Consider the following 20363-nt stretch of genomic DNA (forward strand, 5'->3'; position numbering starts at 1 on the left):
AAACGTTCAAAAATTTAATTCTACAATCAATTCAAAGTTCAATTTTAATGCGTTTTTCTCATTTATCTGACAAAAGTCGCTGATAATTCTCCAGAATCAGCAAATGCATATTATCCCTTTGGTATTTTTCCAAAACTTCCAAGTAAAGGTTATCAGCAAGTTCCTGCATATAATCCCTTTTTACAAATGCAAATTCCAAAGCTTCTTTTAGAATATCTTTCTTTTTGACAGGAAAAAGCAAGCCTGTTTTCCTATGGGTGACCACATCGACATTGCCGATTATATCCGAACAAATTACCGGAACCTGCATCGCCCCAGCTTCCAGAAGGACATTGGGGAAACCTTCTCTGTGGGAAGGATGAACGAGTACATCGGCCATAGCAAGATAATGGGGTACATGATCAGACCATTCTATCTGCACAATTCTGGGATGGTCCTGAATTTTCCTTACCACCTCATTGTTGATGGGGTTAAGATCCAATTCAAAAGAACCCAAAAGCACCAGTTTGGCGTAATTTACAATTTTTGATGCCAAAAATGCCTCCACCAAATCTTCAATTCCCTTGTCCTTGACCAACCTTCCAATAGTCAAAATCAAATAATCATTTTCAGATGGTGCAATCCGCATGGTGGCGGCTATCAGGTGATTTTCGGCCAGGGATTGCCTGCTGAATTTACTCAAGTCGACACCATTGGAAGACCCTTGACCAATTATTTTTAGCTTGGACGGTTCCACTAACCTTTCATTCAGAATGAACTCCTTAAGAGAATTCGAGTTCGGCCAAACCTCAGTTGCCCAACGATAGGTGAGTTTTTCTAATTTGATGAGCAGCTTCCTTTTGTTTTTTTCGGCCACCATATAAGGCATCCCTGCTACCGTATGGATTCTCACCTTTACACCAGCTAGTTTTGCGGCCAACATAGAGAGCAAACCAGCTTTAGGTGTATGGGAATGTACAATATCCGGCTTTTCTTTTTTGAAAAGCTTATATAGCAACCAAAGACAATAAAAATCCCTGAATGGGGTGATTTTTCTTGTAAAGGGAACAATATGGTGTGGAACCCCTTCCCTTCTGGTCACTTCCTGCACCTCTCTCCCATCTGCACTCACCATCAACACTTCCCAACCTGCATCCTTCATAAACTTCATCTGTCCTGCCAATAAAAGTTTGAGGGAAAGAGGTACTGTGGTAATCCGAATTAATTTTGGCATGCAGTTTTTAAATTTTAAAAAGTCAAATTTAACTTTTTATTGCCTTTGGTGAAGAAAAAACACGAAATTTACCTTATTACCTCAAATTTATAGACAATTTGATGTTCATAAACTTCGCCAGGATTAAGCCTTGGAGAAGGAAAATGTGCTTGATTAGGGGAGTCAGGAAAAAACTGAGGTTCAAGACATAAACCGAAATTTTTGGTATAGCTTATTCCTCCTGTCACCTGATTACCATTCAGGAAATTACCGGAATAGAATTGAACTCCCGGCATATTGGAATAAAGGGTAAATTTTCTGCCAGAAGCTGTATGAATCAATTCAGCCATTTTACTCAGTTTTCCATCATGTTCTTTTTTGATTACAAAATTATGGTCATATCCCCTTCCTGTCTCTTCTATTCTTTCTCCCACTTTATGTGGGCTGGTAAAATCAAAAGGTGTCCCTGCCACAGTTGCCAGTTCTCCTGTAGGGATCAGTCCCTCATTTACCGGAGTGTAGTAGTCTGCGAAAATGGTAAGCTCGTGGTTAAGAATATCTTCTTTCATACCACTTAAATTAAAATATCCATGATGAGTCAAATTCACTATGGTAGGCTTATCAGTTTCAGATCTCATGGTAATTGAAAGTTGATTATCATGATCAAGGACAAAGGTCATGGTTGTCTTCAAAGTTCCTGGATACCCTTCTTCCCCATCCGGGCTGATATAAGTCATTTTCACCCCTATAGCATCTTCAACCTCTAGAATTTCGGCATCCCAAAACTTTTTATTAAAGCCTTCTCTTCCACCATGAAGGTGATTTTCTCCATTATTGGTTGCCAAATTGTAGGTTACTCCATCAATTTCAAATCTCCCCTTGGCAATTCTGTTGGCATATCTTCCAGCAGTCGCACCAAAAAAATATGTGTCTCTAAAGAAATCCTCGGGTTTATCATAAGTGAGGAGTATATTTTCAAGATTTCCATCCTTATCTGGAACTACAATCCTGGACAGAACTCCCCCATAACTCAACAATTCCACTTCCATCCCATTGCTGTTTTTCAGGTTAAAAACCTTGGCTTCATTTTCTCCCATTTTTATTCTTTGAATATTTATGTCAAAATTAACTTCCTTTAATTCCTTTTTTTCTTCATTGCTTTGGCAAGAAAATACTATCACCAAGGTCAAGAATAACAAGTTTAGGGAAAATCTTCTCATAGTGTTTTGTTTTGTAGGTAATTTAAAACTAAATACCTGAATATCCTGCCATTTTTAGGAACAATTCAACTACTGTTTTTTAGATGGCTTCATTTTTGGAATAAAGTTCACAAAAAATACCAACTGATATGAAAAGACTCTTTCTTTTTTCTGTAGCCATTGCTACCCTGACTGTTTCCTGTGTTTCAAAAAAGAAATACACAGAACTACAAAATGACTTATTCCGCACAGAAGCGACCCTTGCGGAAACTAGAAGCGAAAAGGAGGCCCTAGAGGCAGAAAAGAGAATCCTCGAAGACAGAATGGGGCGCATCCAAGCGAGAGTGGATGAATACAACGCGAGGATTAACTCCCTAAGAAGTGAAAATGATGCTTTGTTTGATTTGGATGGAAAAACCCCAATGTCTAAAAACACTAAACAAAAGTTGAATGCCACTTTAGCTAAAGTGAATCCCAATGACTTGGCCAATGCCAAAACTCTTGAGGATTCTGTGAACCTTGCCATATCTTATAATCTGAAGAAATCTATCTCCGATGGTTCGCCTGAACAAGATGAGGACATCAGTATAAGTGTGGACAAAACTGTGGTGATGATCAATGTTTCAGACAGGCTATTATTCAATACCGGATCCTACCAAGTCTCCAGAAATGCTGATGGGTTATTGAAAAAGTTAGCAGAAGTAATCAATGCAGAACCGGCTGTAGAAGTTATGATTGAAGGTCACACTGACCCTAGAAGTATTCAGACTGGGGTATTACAGGACAACTGGGACCTTAGTGTGAAAAGAGCTACCTCAATTGTCAGATTGCTGCAAAATAAATATAATGTAGCTCCTGAAAAACTGATTGCTGCAGGAAGGTCAAGCTATATCCCTGTAGTAGACAATGACAGTCTTGAAAACATGGCCAGAAACAGAAGAACACGTATCGTGATCATTCCTGACTTGGACAAGTTTTTTGCTTTGATAGAATAATTGAAAACCAACTGTAACCAACTCCCACAAGAAACCATTGTTTGGTACATTTTTTCATCATGTTGTTATTTGTTTGAGTAGAAATCCCCTCCTTAAGTAAGGAGGGGATTTTTTTAAAGCCATTCAATCAAAAACTACCCTTTGGCGTCTGAGATTCAAAGGCTGCAAAAGGATATGTTTTTGGGAGCACCTCCACACCAGTAGTTACCTTGATAGGGGCTTGACCAGGATAAGTGATTTCTACAAAATAGCCCGTATATCCTTTCTCTGGCTCTTTCATTGGTATCTCATACCTTCCACTCTCATTTACCAAAATTTCACTTGAAGTCCATTTCGGCCCCAAAACATCTATCCTGAAATCCCTGGCTTCTTCGTTGCTAGCAGTCCAAAGCTTGATTGAAGCTGGTTTTTGGTTGGGATCTGTTGAAATAATAATCTTATCTACTTCAATTTTCCAATCATATTTGGGTCTTGGGGTACCGTTTAAAACCGATGCATAAAAAGAAATCATATTGGGTAGAGCATCTGATTCCCTCAAGTCATGGCCAAAATTCGGAACATATTGCAAATGCTTTTCCCCTTTCAATCCGTCCCAGTAAAACTTCCAACTGTCAGGAAGGAAAAATTGGTCTCCTGCAGCATTGATCAATAGTTTGGGCATATCATAGTCCTCACGGAAAGAATAGGGCTCAGTAATTTCCAACAACCTATCATATTCTTTGCTACCCTGCCAATCCATAATTCCCTCTCTCACATAATCATCCACTGCAGGTGCCCAAAAACCATAATTTCTCCAATGATGCTGAAATGATGGCACAATATTCAAAAGGTCAATAACAATAGGAACCATAGCTACTACCCTGTCATCTACGGCAGCAGTAGTCCATGTAGTCCAACCCCTTTTGGAGGCCCCGGCTACCACATATTTGTCCAATGTTTTGCCGTGTTTTTCTTGGGCCACTTCAGTCACCACATCCATGGCGAGTTTTACAGCCTTTGTCATGGGCAACCTCGCCAACCAAATGGCATCCTCATCTTTTGCTCCGCCCTCCAAAAATTTTCTCCAGCCATAAGCGATGATGGCGTCCTCATAACGCTCACCAAAGGTATCATTTTCAAAAACCAATGGTTGGAAAGGAACATTATGGATTTGCGCTACTATTGAATTGGTCCTTGTAGCAGCTTCCAAAATCAAAGGATCAGGGTCCTCCGGCATTTTTGAGTTTTTACTTCCACCCCCTATCCACATCATACCAGTTTCAAAGGCAGCGCCCTTAGGTACTACCATGGACACCCAGTGCCACCATTCTGTTACATCTACCAAATCTCTGGTTAGCCAATTTTGGGAAACCATCTTAACAACATGGTAATCATAATCTTCATTTTCAAGGCTGTGAACGATTTCATATCTAAAGGAAGGATCAGGGGCATGTACATAATCCTTCAACAATGTGGAGGACCGGATAACTTCATTGGAATTTTCCGCAACTTTAGCTTGGCAGGAAAACAGAAAATATGCACTGAAAAGAAGTGCTACGAATAGAGAATGGTGAGAAAATCTATTGATCATAAAAGAATTGGTTTATTGGAAATTGAATCTAAAAAACAAATGGCACAAAAGTAATAACCCTTGTGCCATTTGCTTTAAAAAATTTTTATTGGATCATTTTACATACAACTGATTGAACAACAGCTTGAAGGTATTATGCGCTTGGGCTCTGAAGGTAATCTCAGGACCAAAGGCATAAAGCTTTCCTTTACCAATTGGCGCTTCAAAAGCTACCACTCCATTTTTTAGATAGGAACCTCCCCAAGCCCACCCCGAAACAAGTGGGGATTCTGTACCGAACCAAGCTAAAGGTTTTACACCTTTCAATAAAGCATCAGGGGCCAAATTGAATACAGGACTGTTGTTGAAGACCATCAGAGCCGTATCACCCATACCCCAGTTGGCTGGATGAGTTGCATCTAAATTGGCCCTTAGAATACTCCCTGGAATGTAATATTTATCTCCGGACAATTGCCTTTCTCTACCGTCAGGTAATTTCTCGGTCAAAGCATTTGTAATCGGAAGACCTAAGTCGAATGCCAAAGAAGTACTTGCACCAACAGCCACTACATTTCCCCCTGCTTCCATGAATTTCCTCAATTCCGGTAATGATTTTTCTTTGGTTAAGTTACCCAATAGTTTGTGGTATTGGGAATCTATATCTTCTGGTTTTGGCATGCCTCCCCAACTCCTTACCGTTCCTGGAGCCCCGGGACCTATAAAGAGAATTACATCATATTTGGATTTCAGGTTTCCATTATCAATATCCTGGGGAAAGATGACCTGGAATGGAAACTCATATTGTTCCAACATCCATCTCACCCAGCCTGAAGGCATAGAACCACCATAATGGTCAAATAATGCTACCCTGGCAGGTTTGATGCTTACGGAACCTGCAGGTCTTGAGGAGGCTACCATTTTCACCCCATATTCTTTGGCCGCTTTTTCAAGAATTGATCTGGAGCCGGAAACATGGAAACTGCCAGCTGGCATTCCGGACACTGAAGTAGTAGTCCTATAAACATTCGCTCCAGATTTAAGCAATTCATTTACAGCAATATAAGCATTATTCCCTCTAGCATCAATCAAGAAGCCTGAGCCACTTGGAACCCTTTGGGCAGGAAACTTCTCCTCTACCCCAATTGGCAATGCTTCAAATGGTCCTTCAAATGCATCCAAAACTCGGTCAAACTCAACTCCCATTTGGAAGGCCAATGTCCATCCTGCCGCATCGTAAGGACGTTTGGGAGGACCTCCGGGATATTCAAAATCATTAGGGTGATCCTGTGGCTCAAACATGTCCAACACATGTGGTCGAAACGCTTGGGCAGCTTTTACTACATAAGATCCTGCTGGATAATTTTTACCATTAACAGTGAACGCAGCAGTAGCTTTATGTACCTGCACCCCAGACTTTATAAGGGCATTGATAAACCTAACCGCGGTCGGAAAATCAGCTTGGTCTGCTGAAAGAATAAATCCTCTTGGATCTCTAAGGTTAGGGTCTTTGAAAACAGTATCAAAATACTTTACCGGTAATCCGCTTCTCATGCCATAAAACGCCATTTCTGGATCATCTGCCTCTGCTTTTTCTTTGGCAGCATTATAAGCTGACTGTACTTCGGCTGATCTTTTGGGATACTTGGTCCAATAGTCCATTTTTCCCCTTTCTATGCTGTTTCTGCCCATTTTATAAATATTGTGAAGCAAAGCATCACCATTGCGGCTGGCAAAATCCAAAACCGCATAATTCATGGATACAGAATAATCAATGGACTTTTTGAAATTCCATGGCTGAGGATCTATTGGATAAGGGGTAGCATGCGTTGGAATTAAGCGCTCAGGAACCAATGGAATCTCCGAAGGCGTTGGCCCACCGGTGATCTCTGTGAGGATACCTATCATGTTATGAAAATATGGAGTGGTCCTTAAGCCGCCATTCCACCAAGATGAAAACACCGAACCTCCTAACCTGGTATATCCCGGCTTTCCTTCAAGGTTTAACCTGTTGATCATGGCTGCACCAACTCCATCCAAACTCGTCATGATCAAAGGATCAAACACGTGATTAAATGGATCCCTATAGGGAGGTCCAGCCACTACCGTACCAGCTGGAGATGTCTGATGATGGTTGAAAATGATCTGAGGCAACCATTCTATATACTGCTGCCTGGAGATATTGATGGTTTCTTTCATGTTGTTCATGAAAAAATCCCTGTTATTGTCGTGGCCCACATATTTTTGATACATGTATGGAGTTCTCATGTCTCTCTTTTTGACATCTGAAGGCCCCATGTACCAATTGGTCACAATTTCATGTCCATCTGGATTGGCATGAACCACAAGGATGATCACATCATTGAGGATTCTCATGTTTTCCTCATCTGTTCTTGTCAAAAGCTCATAAACAGTAGGGATTAACTGATGGGATCCTACCGTCTCTGTAGAGTGCAATCCGCCGTCTATCCAAACCACAGGTTTCCCTTCGGCTACAAGCTTCAAAGCTTCTTCCTCATCTACTTCTGCTCTTCCAAGGGTCTGGGATATCTGCTTATAACGGTTCAATTTGCTGTGATTCTCCGGTGAGGTGATAATCAGCATTGGCATTTGTCTTCCTTCCTCTGTAGGTCCGATTTCCATAAAAACTGCCCTATCAGAAATTTCCGCTACTTTCCTAAAATAGGAATCTAAGGAAGTATAAGTAGTAAGTTTGTAATCATCCCCAATTTCAAATCCAAAGTGTTCCTTTGGGGTAGGGATTTTTTGTGCCAGTGAAATGGAAAGGCTCAGCCATCCAAAGACTACCAACAAGAAGTAAAATTTTCTCATAGCGAAGTGATTGTTTTGTAGCGTCAATTTAACAGCCTAGTCATTCTGAAACAAAAACTGAAATACAATCGGAGGGAATAAGGGTTAATTGGTATTTTCATTATTTTCTCAAATTGCCTTTGGTATAAATTTTCGTAAATTCTCAACATTTCCAATTTCCAATGAGTTAAACCATTTAAAACACGATACCATGTACAAAATAACTCTTATCTTCCAATTCAGCCTCTTAGGTTTATTAGGATGGTTGTTTTTTCAAAATGAAGAACAACCTGTATCCAATGAAATCACGATTTGTCACACCGGCCCTTCAGAAATGATCGCCTTCTTGGATGACCCTAATTTTGTTTCCTTTCATCCAGCCCCTGACCCTTTTGATTTTGAAGGCCTGGGAACAATGGTTTCATTCCCGACTGCTGATGGAAAGGATGCATCTGGCTACCTGATCAAATCCAAAGAACCTTCCAATCAATGGCTGTTTGTTTATCAGGAATGGTGGGGACTGAATGACAACATCAAGGAGGAGTCCGACAAATTTTACAATGACCTCGGAGGAAAAGTCAATGTTCTGGCTTTGGACATGTATGATGGCAAAGTAACTTCCAATCCTCAGGAAGCAGGCACTTTTATGAGGGGTACTGATGAAAAAAGGCTGGAAAGCATAGTCATGGCAGCAAAATCCTATGCTGGAAAAGACGCAAAAATAGCTAATGTAGGTTGGTGTTTTGGCGGAGCCTGGTCTTTAAAATCAGCATTATTGCTCGGACAGCAGAATATTGGGGCAATTATTTACTATGGCATGCCTGTCCGGGATGTAGAACAATTGAAGAGGCTAAATTCAGATGTCCTTGGTCTATTTGCCACTGAAGAGTACATTTCTAAAGCCGTGATTGAGGAATTTGCATCAGCAATGGACCAAGCCGGAAAAGAATTAGAATACAAGATTTTTGATGCTGTACATGGTTTTGCAAACCCTTCCAATGCCAGACATGACCAAGCAGCTACCAAAGAGGCTTATGGAATGGCATTGAACTATTTACAGGGCAAATTCAAGTAAATATGCTTATTATATTAAAATAGCCCGGCTCAAAATAGGACCGGGCTTAAATTTTTTATTCCTGTATAAAATTAAGATTGATACAAATGGATACCTTCCATTTCTATTTACTTACTTTCCCTTGAAGTAAACGGTATTCAATAAAAATGAACTCCAGATATCTACTCCCGTCTCTGTCCTGAAGACCAAATAAATATCCGAAATACTTTCCTCTCTTTGGAAAGGAACAAAGATTTCAAACCATTTTCCTTTGGCATCCTCAGGCCTGTTCTTGTTGCTGATCACATCAGTCTTTCCAATTACAGGCCCATTAGCACTTCCCAGGCGGATCTCAAACCATCCCTCTCTCCGATTTGGATCTATTGACAATGTCAATCCCTCTATTTGATTTAGGTCAACTTTTTCAAAACCTAAGAAGGAATTATTCTCTGTAAATTTGATCAGTCTTGAATCTTGGTAATTGGACTTGGCAGTTCCTTGGAAGAAATCAGCATCTGCCGCCAATAGCAATGGATGTCTTAACTGCAATTGTTCCCTTCTTAAAATTGGTCCAATACCATTGCCTCCTTTATCCCTATAGCTTGCCGTCAGAAGGTAAGTGCCCTCCTTATCATGTTGATCCAAAGTAACCTTACCCTCAATACCCAATCTGTTTTTTTGATTGACTTTTGCATTTGGAGAGAGTGAGAGGATATATTCCACCATTTGGAGAATATCGGCCTCTTTTAAGTGGGCATGAGATGGCATTAATCTTTCTCCCCAAACACCACTTCCTCCGTTAATTACTTTTTGCACTAGCAACTTAGCTGCCTCGGCGTTTGTTTCATATCGGCTGGCTACTTCATTATAGCTAGGACCTACTGAGGCATTATCAACACCATGGCAGGCATTACAGCCACTTTTGACAGCCAAGTTCTGACCGATAAGCTGAGCGGTATTCTCTCCTTGCTGATGCCCTTCACTAACCACAATCTTATCAAAACCTTCCTTCAGAAAATCCCAGACTACAATAACCTGTTCAGGCAAAATACCCCCTCCTACAAGACTTCCATCTTCTTTATCTTCCACTTTTACCCGATAAGTTTTGGTAGGCTTGCCCCAATAAAAGCTCCTGTTTCCTTCCCACTCAAAGCTGATGACCGGGGGTTCATTTCCAACTGATATGGATACCGTTGCATGACTTTTCAATCCTCCTGCATCTTTGACTGTCAGCAATGCCGTAAACTCCCCAGGTTTACCATAAGTAAAGTCCGGATTGGTTTCCTTGGAAATTTGGCTGCCATCTCCATAAAAATCCCACTCGAATTCAAGTTGGTCCCCATCGAAATCCAAGCTTCCATCACTGGAGAAACTGACTTTCATAGGAGCTGCCCCTTGCTTTTTATCTGCACTGGCTTTGGCGATTGGTTTCCTATTGCCTGCACTAAATTCAATCCTGTAAATACCGGAATCGTCATTTTGCGCACTCCAATAAGTCCCATATTCAAGAACATACAGTGATCCATCTGGTCCAAACTGCATATCTATGGGTTTGTCAAATTTGGTGCCCGGCATAAATTCTTCCATGCCTGCATAATTCCCTTCCTCATCAAAATTCACAGTGAAAATCCAATTCCTCATCCAGTCATAGACAAAGAGCTTACCGTCATAGTATTTGGGGAATTTGACATCTGATTTCGGAAAAAGGTCATGGTAATATACAGGACCTGCCATTGCATTTCTACCTCCTGATCCTAGCATGGGAAAATCTTCGGACTCCGAATAAGGATACCAGATCATGGCTTTTTGAGCTGGAGGAAGTATATTTATCCCTGTGTTATTGGGTGAATTGTTGACTGGCGCATTCGGATCGTATTCGAAAACACTTTCCTGTTTTTCAAAATCATAGTACCAATAAGGCTTGTTGTCTCCGATAAAATAAGGCCAACCAAAAAATCCTGCTGACTTGGCCTGATTGACCTCATCATATCCCCTTGGCCCCCTTGCCAAACTGTCTTTCTGAGCATCAGGCCCTACTTCTCCCCAATACAAATACCCCGTTTTAGGATCCACGGAAATCCTAAAAGGATTGCGGTTGCCCATTACATAAATTTCAGGACGGGTATTAGGAGTTCCTACAGGAAACAAATTCCCTTCAGGAATAGTATAAGTACCATCTTTTTGTGGTGTAATCCTCAATATCGCACCTCGAAGGTCATTGGAATTGGAAGAACTTCTTTGGGCATCTACATTTCCCGGCCTTCCTTCCCTTTCGTCTATAGGGTTATAATTGTCAGATTCAAAGGGAGTGGTATCATCCCCCAAAGAGAGGTAAAGATTTCCTTTACTGTCAAATTCAATTGAGCCTCCACTGTGACAACAACCTCGGAAATGGGGGATTTCCATCAGGATGACTTCGGATTCCGGAACCAATAAATCATCCAGCAATGTGAACCTGGATAACCTATTGATACTATGCTCACCCTCAGGTGAATAGTAAAGATAAATCCAATTATTACTATAAAAATCAGGATCTTTTGCCAATCCCAGCAGACCATCCTCTGCTTCGAAATACACCCTCAAAAAACCAATGTCTTTAACCAATCCTGTTTCAGGTTCAAACATCCTGATTTTGCCTTTCCTTTCTATGAAAATAATTTTGCCATCCCTGAGCACTTCTATCTCCATGGGTTCATCCAACTTCTCGATCAGTGCAATTTTTGTAAACCTGGTCTCTTCAGGTTTTTCAAAAACGAACTTTTCAGATTCTTTTTTACAGGACCATAATCCAATCAACAAAGCAAGGACCAGAACAAATTTTATTTTCATGATTTGAAGGAATTTATAGCCTCCCAAGATAAAAAAGAATGCGACAGAACAATAAAAAAATCTCCTCGATGTGAGGAGATTTGATGAGTCTGCAAATTTTATATGTCTAAAATTTCAAAGAAAGTCCAAGTATCAGCTGTTGGAATCTGAAATCCCCTTGTCCGGTAAATACATTATCAATATCTATTCTTTGTCCATTGAGTACCCTTTCGTAGCGGAGATCTAAACCTAAACTGCCTAAATTAACCCCTATTCCAAACTGGTAACCGGCATTGAATTTATCAAAATCATAGTTTCTAAGGTCATCTTCAAGATAATAGTGGAAAGAAGGGCCTGCGAAAACCGAAACCAATGGACCTATCAGATTGAGACCGACCAATACAGGAGCATCCAATCTTTGTGTCCTGAGTTTTGTTGCATTGACCTCAGAGTTCAACTGGGTATAATTCAGTTCGGGGCGTAGGAATACAGGTCCGGCATTGAGTTTGCCAAACAATCCCAAATGGTAACCCAAATTGTTCATAGGGGCGCCCCATACTGCTTCGGCATCTTTGAAATACTTGCCATTTGAATTGTAATTAAGCCCTCCTTTGATTCCAAAACCGGATCCAGTTTGGGCATCGGCCATTTGGATTGAAACCATAAAAGCCAAAAGAAGCAAAGTTGATTTGATAATCGTTTTCATAATCACCTGGTTTAAAATAGTTGGTTTACTTGATTTTAAGTGACAAAATGGACTTAGATAAAATTTTGAAAATTCAAACTACTGCTACTGAATTTTGGTTACATATTATAATCCTTATTTTGAATTGGGCAGAGTTTTCCTTTCAAATTAAGCTTTCATCCAAATCTCTTGTTTTGTTAAAATCCAAAACTGTGCCCAAATTAAATGAGTGGTCAAATAGCAAGTAAAAACAACATGAAATCATTAAGCAAAATATCCTTATTGGCAATCTTGTCCTTATTTAGTTTCGGTAATAGCAGTTGTTCAAAAGCCGAAATAAAAAGTGGAGACTCTGTTAAATCCAACAATCCTGAAGAATATTCTGGAAAGAAGGCCTATGCTACTTTCGCTGGAGGTTGTTTTTGGTGTATAGAAGCGCCTTTCGAAAATATTGATGGTGTAATTGCAGTCATATCAGGTTATGCAGGAGGCAAGGAAAAAAATCCAACTTATGAGCAGGTATCCAAGGGACAAACCAGCCATAGGGAAGCCGTGCAGATCACCTTTGACCCGGATGTAATTTCATACTCAGAACTTTTGGATATTTTCTGGCAACAGTTTGATCCTACCGATGATGGAGGCTCATTTTATGACCGCGGATTTCAATACACTTCTGCCATTTTTTATCATGACAATAGCCAAAGAGACGTGGCAAAAGCATCTATACAAAAACTCGAGAAAGCGAAAATTTTCCAAAGGCCCATCGTGACTCCCCTTATCAAATTCAGTAATTTTTATCCTGCGGAAGATTACCACCAGAATTATTATCAAAAGAACCCAAGTGAATATTATGCTTATCGCAAAGGATCAGGAAGGGATGCCTTTATTGCACAACATTGGCCGGTGAAGTTGGAAGAAAAATACAAAAAACCTTCAGATGCAGAATTGAAAAAAAGATTGACCAAGTTGCAATATGATGTGACCATGCATGAAGCAACAGAAAGGGCATTCCAAAATGAATACAATGGAAACAAAGAGCAAGGCATTTATGTCTGCATTGTGTCAGGTGCTCCACTCTTTTCCTCCGAAGACAAATATGAGTCCTATTCGGGTTGGCCAAGTTTCACCAAACCCATTGATGCCAGGTTGATAGACAAACCAACAGATGTTTCTTTTGGCATGACCCGGGTAGAAGTAAGAAGCAAACTGGGCAATTCCCATTTAGGACATGTATTCAATGATGGTCCCCAGCCCACCAATTTGCGGTATTGTATGAACTCTGCAGCCATGCGTTTTATCCCGAAGAAAGATATGGAAAAAGAGGGTTATGGTGCTTGGTTGTGGGTTTTGGATTAAATACTCCTGTTCGGAAATGGTACCGATGTTCGGGATTTGCAATCCCGAACTTTGATACTTTTGATTTAAAATCTGTTTCTATCACTTTTTGAAATTTGTAATATCGAAAAGCATTGGTCAAGTGAGAGTCCCAATTGCTTATAGAATCCGTCTAAAAGTCAGGTTAATCCTTGGGCCATGAACCTTCTTGCTTTTGGGTATCTGGTGCTCCCAGTAATGCTGGGTCTCCCCTGCCATTAGTAGAAAAGAGCCATGTCCCAGATGTATCTCCCTTTTTACAGTTTTATCATGATAAAGCCGAAACTGAAAATTTCTAGGAGTACCAAAACTGACCGAACCGATAATAGGATTTAATCCCAGTTCAGGTTCATTGTCCCTGTGCCAACCCATACTGTCCTGCCCATTTCTATAATAATTCATCAGCACATGTGTAAATTGGGTTTGGGATACTTTTTCGATCTCATTTTTTATTTCCAAAAGGACTTCATTCCAGGGAAGTGCCTGCATTTGTATTCCAGAATACCCATAAGTTACCTCAGGATTTCCATATAATGCGGTCAATCTGGGTTGCATCACTTGCCTTCCAAACATCCAGATGGGTTCCTGCTTCCAATCGATCTCTTGTTTCAACCTCTGCAGAAATATGTCACTTAGGGAAGGATTGAAAAATTCCGGGTAATAGGTAACCTCTCCCTTTTCCGGTAAGATATTACTTCCCTCCAAATTACTGAATAAATCCATCATTTTGGTAAACCCTATTTTGTCTAAAAGGTTGAATATTGCAAAAATGCTTTTGCTTTATTCCTCCATTTATGTGAAATTATACGCTTGAAACTTTTAAAAAACCATTTTTAATCAAGCAAAATTCCCCATGAAAAAATTTGTCACGATTAGTATCATAGCACTTATTCTTATCCTAACAGCAGTAACCTACTGGCGTTATTACTTTGTATTCAGCGAAGGGGTAAAAGGAGGCACATTAAATTATTTTGAAAAGAAAGGTTATGTTTTCAAGACCTGGGAAGGCAGAATTGTCCAGGAAGGTTTTCAAAGCCCAACTGCAGGAGCACTTCAGAGCAATGAGTTCAGGTTCAGCGCCAAAGGTGATGAAGTAGCCCAGCAATTGGAAAGAGCAGGAGGAAAGTTTGTAGAATTAAGATACAAAGAATACTTGAACCCCCTTCCCTGGAGAGGTGCTTCAAGCTTCATAGTCTATGAGGTTATTGAAATAGGAGAAAGGGATCGAAGTAGCAAAAGTGAGTTGCCAGTAAACCGGGATTAATGTTACATGCCTTTTTAATAAGTTATAATCCAAGGAGCTTTACCAAAGAAGGAATTCTGCCTATCTGATTTTGGAATTTTAAAGGGACTTGGAAAAAGTTTTCAATGACTATTTTAAGCCAATGGATTATAACTTTTTCAAAAAATAAAGTGTCTTTGGGATTTAGAAGCTGATCTAATAATCCCAAAGACACTAGGTGCTATTTTTCTTAATCTCTTTTTGCCCAATAATCCACCACCAATACCTTGTCCAGATGAGGGCCTAATATTTGAACAAAAGCCTTGTGTTCGGGATGAGGCAGATAAATATCCCTGTCCTCTTCAGATTTGAAAGTAACAAAAAAGCAATGGGTGAAACCTTGATCCAACCCTTCAGGACTGTTATTGGTACCCCACTCCAAATCTTCGATTTCAGAGATTTTGGACTTCAATGCCATAAAAGCATCTACTACTTTTTGAACTTCCTCTTCAGAAGATTCATCTTTGAACTTAAACAATACGACATGTCTTAAGGCTTTGTCCATCTTGATAATCTTTTTTTCAATAATTTTTTCCTCCACTTTTTCCTTTTGAGGGGCCTGACAGGCAACACCCAAAATCAACAGGAAAAGCAATGTGCTGATTTGTTTTTTCATGGTCAAATAGGTTTTTGTTTCCCGAAATTGCAAAATAAAAGACTTTGTTTTTTACCGCTTGTAGAATTTTGATATTGTACCTTATTTTTTTTGCAAATCTTTTGGGATATGAATCTTATAACTAAGTCCATGCGATTACGTTTCTTCATCTTTTTTACCATAAGCCTGATTTTCTGTAATGAGTCCAAAAGCCAAACCATTCAAGTAAATGGACTAAGGGAAGAGGTTGAGGTAATCAGGGACCAGAATGGCATCAACCATATTTATGCAAAAAATGAACATGATCTCTTTTTTAGCCAGGGCTATCTGGCTGCAAAAGACCGCCTTTTCCAATTTGAAATCTGGAGAAGAAGGGCGACCGGGACTTTGGCAGAAATTCTTGGACCGAGGGAACTGGAAAGGGACAAAGGAGTCCGGCTTTTCAGGTTCCGGGGAGATAAAGAAGAGGAACTCAGGCATTACCATCCCCATGGTGTAGAGATAGTTGATGCATTCGTTTTAGGGGTAAATACTTACATCAGGGAAGTTAGGAAAAACCCTGAATTATTACCCATTGAATTCCAATTATTGGATATTTTACCGGGAGAATGGACCTGGGAGGTGGTCGTATCCAGGCATCAGGGATTACTTGAAAATGTACAGGATGAACTCAAATACAGCAAAGTGGTGAGTTTGGTGGGGCCTGAAGAAGCCAAAACTTTTTATTACTTCCATCCAAATGAACCCAATCTGGAGATTCCTGCGGGCATTCCCCAAGAACTTCTTTTCAAAAATATTTTGGGACCTTATGATGCTTTCCGAAACAATTTAACCTTTCAACCAGAGGACATTCACCCTAAATATCGAAATGATGCCATAGCATTTTTGTCCGAAAACAGCCTTTTGGAAAGAGAAATCAAGGAAACTTTGGAATTTGAAAAATTCAACATAGGCAGCAATAACTGGATCATATCCGGCAAGTTGACAGCAAGTGGATATCCTATCATGGCCAATGATCCACATAGGCTACATGCAGTTCCCTCTTTGAGGTATTGGGTACACCTGCATGCACCAGGCTGGAATGTGGTCGGTGCCGGGGAACCTGTCATTCCTGGTGTTTCTATTGGGCATAATGAATATGGATCATGGGGGCTTACCATCTTTGAAACAGACAACGAAGATCTAAGGGTATATGACATCCATCCGGACTACCCCCACAAGTATTTTTACAAGGGAGAATGGAGAGACATGAAAGCGATTCCAGATACCATCAAGGTTAAAGGTCAAAAGGATGAAATTGTCAATCATTACTACACAATTCATGGTCCTGTAACTTTTATTGATACCGAATTAGGAAAAGCAGTGGCAGTAGAATGTGCGTGGCTGGAACCTGGTGGCGCACCTTATCTTGCCAGTTTGAGAATGGACCAATCTAAAACTTGGGAAGAATTCCGTGAAGCTTGCTTTTTTAATCATATTCCTGCTGAAAATATGATATGGGCAGATAAAGACGGGAATATAGGTTGGCAGGCCACCGGAATTACACCCATTAGAAAAAACCATTCAGGCCTGGTGGTTTCCCTTGGGGACGGCAGCATGGACTGGGAAGGATATTTGCCCATATCCGAAAGGCCCCATTTGACCAATCCGGAATCAGGCTTTTTTGTAACAGCCAATGAGCATGTCACTCCCAAAGATTATCCATTACAACATACCATTGGCTTTGAATGGGCGGATGCTTTTAGGGGAGATAGAATAAGGGAAGTTTTATCTGAAGGAAGCGGATTTACTGTTGAACAGATGGGTGCTTTGCAGAATGATTACCTGGCTTTGCCGGCTCGAAGATTAGTGCCCTTCCTCAAGACTTTAAAATTTGATCAAGGAAAATACCAAATGGCCCTATCCTACTTTAAAGATTGGGATTACAAATTAGAAATGGAATCTATTGCCGCTGGCATTTATGTTATGTGGGAAAGGAAACTAAGGGAAAACATAAAATCTTTTGCGGTTCCTGAACAAGTAAGGGAATTGGTAGGAAGCATTCAGATGACCCGAGTATTGGAATGGGCCGAACAACCTGCCCGCTTATTTGAAAATTCTCCTGAAAAGGAACGGGATAACTGGTTGAGCAAAGCCTTTGAAGATGCAGTTGAGGAGTTGGAAAGGAAATTGGGTAAAGACCAAAACAAATGGCAATATGGACAAACTGCCTTCAAACATGCCCTATTCAGGCATCCTCTCAGCCCGGCCCTGTCCCAAGAGTGGAAAGAAAAACTGGATGTAGGTCCATTACCAAGGGGAGGCTATAGCTTTACTCCTGCTGCCAATGCTTATGGTGATAACAATTCCTCCGGTGCATCATTCAGAATAGTGGTAGATACAGGAGATTGGGAAACTGTCATAGGAATCAATTCTCCTGGCCAATCCGGGAATCCGGAGAGCCCATTTTACAAAGATCTTTTTACCAAATGGGCAAATGATGAATTCTTTGTCGTCCCATTTGGCAAAGAACAGGTAGAGAAAATGGGAGTTGGGAAATTGGTTTTGGTGCCTAATTGATTTTGACTAAAAGTTTGAATGGGATCACTGATTGGTTCTTCGGGACTCCGGGATATTTGGGGCTTGCCTTTACTGGATTTCAGCAAACTGAAGTCTGGGTTGTCACAGAATGAAAATTAAGGCTTTAGCCAAAAAAAATCCACTGTTAAGAGATCCTAACGGTGGACTTTTTAACCATTTAACCCGAATTATGAATTAGGTTTCGTTGCGAGGTTTGAAATTGCAAAAAAATCAAGGTGTTTGGAGACTTAGGCATAACAGAGTTATGTCAAAGTCGAAAACAGTTGCGAAGCGAATGATTTTGAAGCAATTTCCAACAGTAGTAGAAAATCTAATTCGTATTTCGGGTTTTTAACCCAATCAATAATTAAACTATTTCATATGGCCAGCTCATGATGCCACCAGCTAGATTATATGTATTTTCGAAACCCAATTGGGACATGATATCACATGCCTGACCGCTTCTGTTTCCACTGCGGCAATAGATATAATATTTTTTATCCTTAGGGAGATTTTGGATTTGGCCCATAAATCCAGGGCTCATCAGATCGATGTTTCTTGCACCTTTGATTTTTCCGGAATGAAATTCACCGGCTGTTCTCACGTCAATGATTACTGCCTCTGGTGCAGTCATACCTTTTTTGAAATCCTCATTGGAGAGGTCTGTATAGTTTTTAGCTTGTGTTCTAAAGAAATTAAACATGGTTCTTATTGGTTTATGATACAAAATTAGCATCCCCATGTCTCCCAAAAAGTAACCTAGATCACATAGGTAAAATGAAGGGGGATTTCAGTTTAACCAGGTAAATTCTAGAAAATTTTTGCACCAAGTTAATTGAGGTTAGTTAAGAGCTACAGGTTTTGATTTTATCTATTTCTTTCGTTTAAAGAATTAAGCTAAAGCCATTTTCCTCTATCTAAAAGTAACAGTATGGTTATTTACCTTAATTGTTTGTCGTCACATACTTGTGTAATTACGGTGTAAATACACACCATAATACTATGAAAACCTATTGGCCCCAAAAGGTGTTACCAAAATTTCAACCTTTTACTTCGCTCCGTCTAAAGCTGGCTTTTTGAACTTTTCGGCCAACTTTATAATACTTAACCTGATCAATAAAACCCATGGAATCCCATGGAAAACAAAATCAAACCAATCCAAAGCAGCCATTCCCTTGGCCCCTCCGGCGATCCACTTGATCTTGCCCCAAATGTGGGGTTCAGGCACAAATGGTAGCAGTCCCAATGTCAAACTCAAAAGGATGACAAATCTCCAGTTATTGATAGTCTCTTTCATTATTTAATTTTTAAGGTTCCCTTTTTCAATGTGCCAGCCTGATGAGCCTGTACGCCATCCACATTTTTCGATTTGACAAAAGGATAGGTAATCTGGGTCCAGAAGGTTTTGGGAAACTCTTCCATTCCATCAAAACCCAAAGCCTCATCCCTTCCTTCATGGGGAATGTAATCTGTTTTGAACAAATAATCCCAAAGGCTCAAAGTAATCCCATAATTCACTCCATATTTTCTATCCTTGGGCAATTCCTTCACATGATGCCATAGGTGCATCATGGGATTATTTAAGATATACTTCAACGGACCATATGTAATTCTGAGATTGGCATGGTTCAAATGACCTATGGCCGTAGCAAAGATATGCACGATAAAAAAGTCCTCCAGACCAAACCCGATCATCGCCAAGGGAATATACTGGGCAGTTTTGTAAATAATGGTCTCCATCCAATGAAACCTCAAATGCGCCGCAAATCCCATCTCCTCCACAGAGTGGTGAACCTTGTGGAATTCCCAAAGCGCTGGTACCCTGTGAAGTAGTCGGTGCACATTCCACTGGATAAAATCAGCCAGCAAAAACAAAAGTAAAAACTGCATCCATCTTGGCCAGGTCTCAACATGAAGCGCTACCATATTTTCTATTCCAAAAATCCCCAAGAAATCATTGAAAGCTTCCACTGCCACATTGGAGATGGCATTGTAGGCAATCAATGAAAATAAGAAATAATTGAAAAACATGTAAAAACCATCTAACCAGAAGTCCTTTCTGAAAATGGCCTGCTTCTTTCTCCAAGGAAAAAAAATCTCCAAAAGCCAAACCCCAACAGATAGGCCCAAAAGCCACCAGAAATAGTTTTTCCAGGTTGGATAAAACATCTCATTGACCAGGTAATTGAAATACCCGTAGTAAGAATCCAGAATGATTTTAATGTATTTTTCCATAATTCAACTTCTCAAATTTAAAGAAAAA

Annotated in this window: 16 protein-coding genes; 5 read left to right on the forward strand and 11 right to left on the reverse strand. The window is 40.2% G+C overall.

The window, feature by feature from the left end; genetic code table 11:
• Window positions 1-58: 58 nt before the first annotated feature.
• Together CLV48_RS03875 and CLV48_RS03880 are read right to left on the reverse strand one after the other, a co-directional pair.
• A complete protein-coding gene (locus CLV48_RS03875) occupies window positions 59-1213 on the reverse strand; it encodes a glycosyltransferase family 4 protein (protein WP_106565880.1) in 1155 nt (384 codons plus the stop codon).
• 68 nt (window positions 1214-1281) lie between these two features.
• Entirely contained in the window at window positions 1282-2412 is a 1131-nt protein-coding gene (locus tag CLV48_RS03880) for an aldose epimerase family protein (RefSeq protein WP_106565881.1), read from the reverse strand.
• 128 nt (window positions 2413-2540) lie between these two features.
• On the opposite strand from CLV48_RS03880, the gene CLV48_RS03885 reads away from it, so the two are divergent.
• Window positions 2541-3386, forward strand: coding sequence for an OmpA family protein (locus CLV48_RS03885; RefSeq protein WP_106565882.1), 846 nt, complete (start codon window positions 2541-2543; stop codon window positions 3384-3386).
• Between the two features lie 127 nt (window positions 3387-3513).
• Here the strand turns inward: CLV48_RS03885 and CLV48_RS03890 are convergent, their stop codons facing one another.
• Window positions 3514-4956, reverse strand: a complete 1443-nt coding sequence (locus tag CLV48_RS03890; protein WP_106565883.1) for a PhoPQ-activated pathogenicity-related family protein — start codon at window positions 4954-4956, stop codon at window positions 3514-3516.
• 93 nt (window positions 4957-5049) lie between these two features.
• Window positions 5050-7764 (reverse strand): M14 family metallopeptidase, encoded by a 2715-nt coding sequence (locus tag CLV48_RS03895; RefSeq protein ID WP_106565884.1) that lies wholly within the window; start codon window positions 7762-7764, stop codon window positions 5050-5052.
• A 190-nt stretch (window positions 7765-7954) separates the two neighbouring features.
• Here CLV48_RS03895 and CLV48_RS03900 point away from each other — a divergent pair, with 190 nt between their 5' ends.
• The gene (locus CLV48_RS03900) at window positions 7955-8818 is read left to right on the forward strand and encodes a dienelactone hydrolase family protein (RefSeq protein WP_106565885.1); all 864 of its coding nucleotides are present in this window, start codon (window positions 7955-7957) and stop codon (window positions 8816-8818) included.
• A 111-nt stretch (window positions 8819-8929) separates the two neighbouring features.
• Here CLV48_RS03900 and CLV48_RS03905 read toward each other — a convergent pair whose 3' ends face one another.
• Window positions 8930-11626 carry a PQQ-dependent sugar dehydrogenase gene (locus tag CLV48_RS03905; protein ID WP_106565886.1) on the reverse strand — a complete coding sequence of 899 codons (2697 nt, stop codon included), beginning with the start codon at window positions 11624-11626 and terminating at the stop codon, window positions 8930-8932.
• Window positions 11627-11732: 106 nt separating this feature from the next.
• Entirely contained in the window at window positions 11733-12311 is a 579-nt protein-coding gene (locus CLV48_RS03910; RefSeq protein WP_106565887.1) for an outer membrane beta-barrel protein, read from the reverse strand.
• A gap of 234 nt (window positions 12312-12545) precedes the next feature.
• Between CLV48_RS03910 and msrB the strand changes: the two genes are divergently transcribed.
• A complete protein-coding gene (gene msrB, locus CLV48_RS03920; protein ID WP_106566135.1) occupies window positions 12546-13646 on the forward strand; it encodes a peptide-methionine (R)-S-oxide reductase MsrB in 1101 nt (366 codons plus the stop codon).
• 138 nt (window positions 13647-13784) lie between these two features.
• Here msrB and CLV48_RS03925 read toward each other — a convergent pair whose 3' ends face one another.
• Window positions 13785-14390, reverse strand: a complete 606-nt coding sequence (locus CLV48_RS03925; RefSeq protein ID WP_245889476.1) for an alpha-ketoglutarate-dependent dioxygenase AlkB family protein — start codon at window positions 14388-14390, stop codon at window positions 13785-13787.
• Between the two features lie 127 nt (window positions 14391-14517).
• On the opposite strand from CLV48_RS03925, the gene CLV48_RS03930 reads away from it, so the two are divergent.
• Window positions 14518-14928, forward strand: coding sequence for a hypothetical protein (locus CLV48_RS03930; RefSeq protein WP_106565889.1), 411 nt, complete (start codon window positions 14518-14520; stop codon window positions 14926-14928).
• A gap of 208 nt (window positions 14929-15136) precedes the next feature.
• Here the strand turns inward: CLV48_RS03930 and CLV48_RS03935 are convergent, their stop codons facing one another.
• The gene (locus tag CLV48_RS03935) at window positions 15137-15562 is read right to left on the reverse strand and encodes a Dabb family protein (RefSeq protein ID WP_106565890.1); all 426 of its coding nucleotides are present in this window, start codon (window positions 15560-15562) and stop codon (window positions 15137-15139) included.
• A 108-nt stretch (window positions 15563-15670) separates the two neighbouring features.
• Between CLV48_RS03935 and CLV48_RS03940 the strand changes: the two genes are divergently transcribed.
• Entirely contained in the window at window positions 15671-18100 is a 2430-nt protein-coding gene (locus CLV48_RS03940; RefSeq protein ID WP_245889477.1) for a penicillin acylase family protein, read from the forward strand.
• A gap of 367 nt (window positions 18101-18467) precedes the next feature.
• Here CLV48_RS03940 and CLV48_RS03945 read toward each other — a convergent pair whose 3' ends face one another.
• The 3 genes from CLV48_RS03945 to CLV48_RS03955 all read right to left on the reverse strand — a co-directional run bounded on the left by CLV48_RS03945 (window position 18468) and on the right by CLV48_RS03955 (window position 20335).
• Complete coding sequence (locus tag CLV48_RS03945; RefSeq protein WP_106565892.1) at window positions 18468-18803, reverse strand: rhodanese-like domain-containing protein; 336 nt, start codon at window positions 18801-18803, stop codon at window positions 18468-18470.
• A 345-nt stretch (window positions 18804-19148) separates the two neighbouring features.
• Window positions 19149-19397, reverse strand: a complete 249-nt coding sequence (locus CLV48_RS03950; RefSeq protein ID WP_106565893.1) for a hypothetical protein — start codon at window positions 19395-19397, stop codon at window positions 19149-19151.
• Window positions 19397-20335 (reverse strand): sterol desaturase family protein, encoded by a 939-nt coding sequence (locus tag CLV48_RS03955; RefSeq protein WP_106565894.1) that lies wholly within the window; start codon window positions 20333-20335, stop codon window positions 19397-19399. The genes CLV48_RS03950 and CLV48_RS03955 overlap by 1 nt, the downstream gene beginning before the upstream one ends.
• Window positions 20336-20363 lie beyond the last annotated feature (28 nt).

The sequence above is a fragment of the Cecembia rubra genome, assembly GCF_003014575.1.
In the GTDB taxonomy this organism is placed as follows: Bacteria; Bacteroidota; Bacteroidia; order Cytophagales; family Cyclobacteriaceae; genus Cecembia_A; species Cecembia_A rubra.

Coding starts and splice junctions, on each gene's coding strand:
- CLV48_RS03940 (WP_245889477.1), top strand. CDS start 15,671: ATGAATCTTATAACTAAGTCCATGCGATTACGTTTCTTCATCTTTTTT.
- CLV48_RS03950 (WP_106565893.1), bottom strand. CDS start 19,397: ATGAAAGAGACTATCAATAACTGGAGATTTGTCATCCTTTTGAGTTTG.
- CLV48_RS03910 (WP_106565887.1), bottom strand. CDS start 12,311: ATGAAAACGATTATCAAATCAACTTTGCTTCTTTTGGCTTTTATGGTT.
- CLV48_RS03900 (WP_106565885.1), top strand. CDS start 7,955: ATGTACAAAATAACTCTTATCTTCCAATTCAGCCTCTTAGGTTTATTA.
- msrB (WP_106566135.1), top strand. CDS start 12,546: ATGAAATCATTAAGCAAAATATCCTTATTGGCAATCTTGTCCTTATTT.
- CLV48_RS03935 (WP_106565890.1), bottom strand. CDS start 15,562: ATGAAAAAACAAATCAGCACATTGCTTTTCCTGTTGATTTTGGGTGTT.
- CLV48_RS03885 (WP_106565882.1), top strand. CDS start 2,541: ATGAAAAGACTCTTTCTTTTTTCTGTAGCCATTGCTACCCTGACTGTT.
- CLV48_RS03880 (WP_106565881.1), bottom strand. CDS start 2,412: ATGAGAAGATTTTCCCTAAACTTGTTATTCTTGACCTTGGTGATAGTA.
- CLV48_RS03875 (WP_106565880.1), bottom strand. CDS start 1,213: ATGCCAAAATTAATTCGGATTACCACAGTACCTCTTTCCCTCAAACTT.
- CLV48_RS03955 (WP_106565894.1), bottom strand. CDS start 20,335: ATGGAAAAATACATTAAAATCATTCTGGATTCTTACTACGGGTATTTC.
- CLV48_RS03895 (WP_106565884.1), bottom strand. CDS start 7,764: ATGAGAAAATTTTACTTCTTGTTGGTAGTCTTTGGATGGCTGAGCCTT.
- CLV48_RS03930 (WP_106565889.1), top strand. CDS start 14,518: ATGAAAAAATTTGTCACGATTAGTATCATAGCACTTATTCTTATCCTA.
- CLV48_RS03925 (WP_245889476.1), bottom strand. CDS start 14,390: ATGATGGATTTATTCAGTAATTTGGAGGGAAGTAATATCTTACCGGAA.
- CLV48_RS03945 (WP_106565892.1), bottom strand. CDS start 18,803: ATGTTTAATTTCTTTAGAACACAAGCTAAAAACTATACAGACCTCTCC.
- CLV48_RS03890 (WP_106565883.1), bottom strand. CDS start 4,956: ATGATCAATAGATTTTCTCACCATTCTCTATTCGTAGCACTTCTTTTC.
- CLV48_RS03905 (WP_106565886.1), bottom strand. CDS start 11,626: ATGAAAATAAAATTTGTTCTGGTCCTTGCTTTGTTGATTGGATTATGG.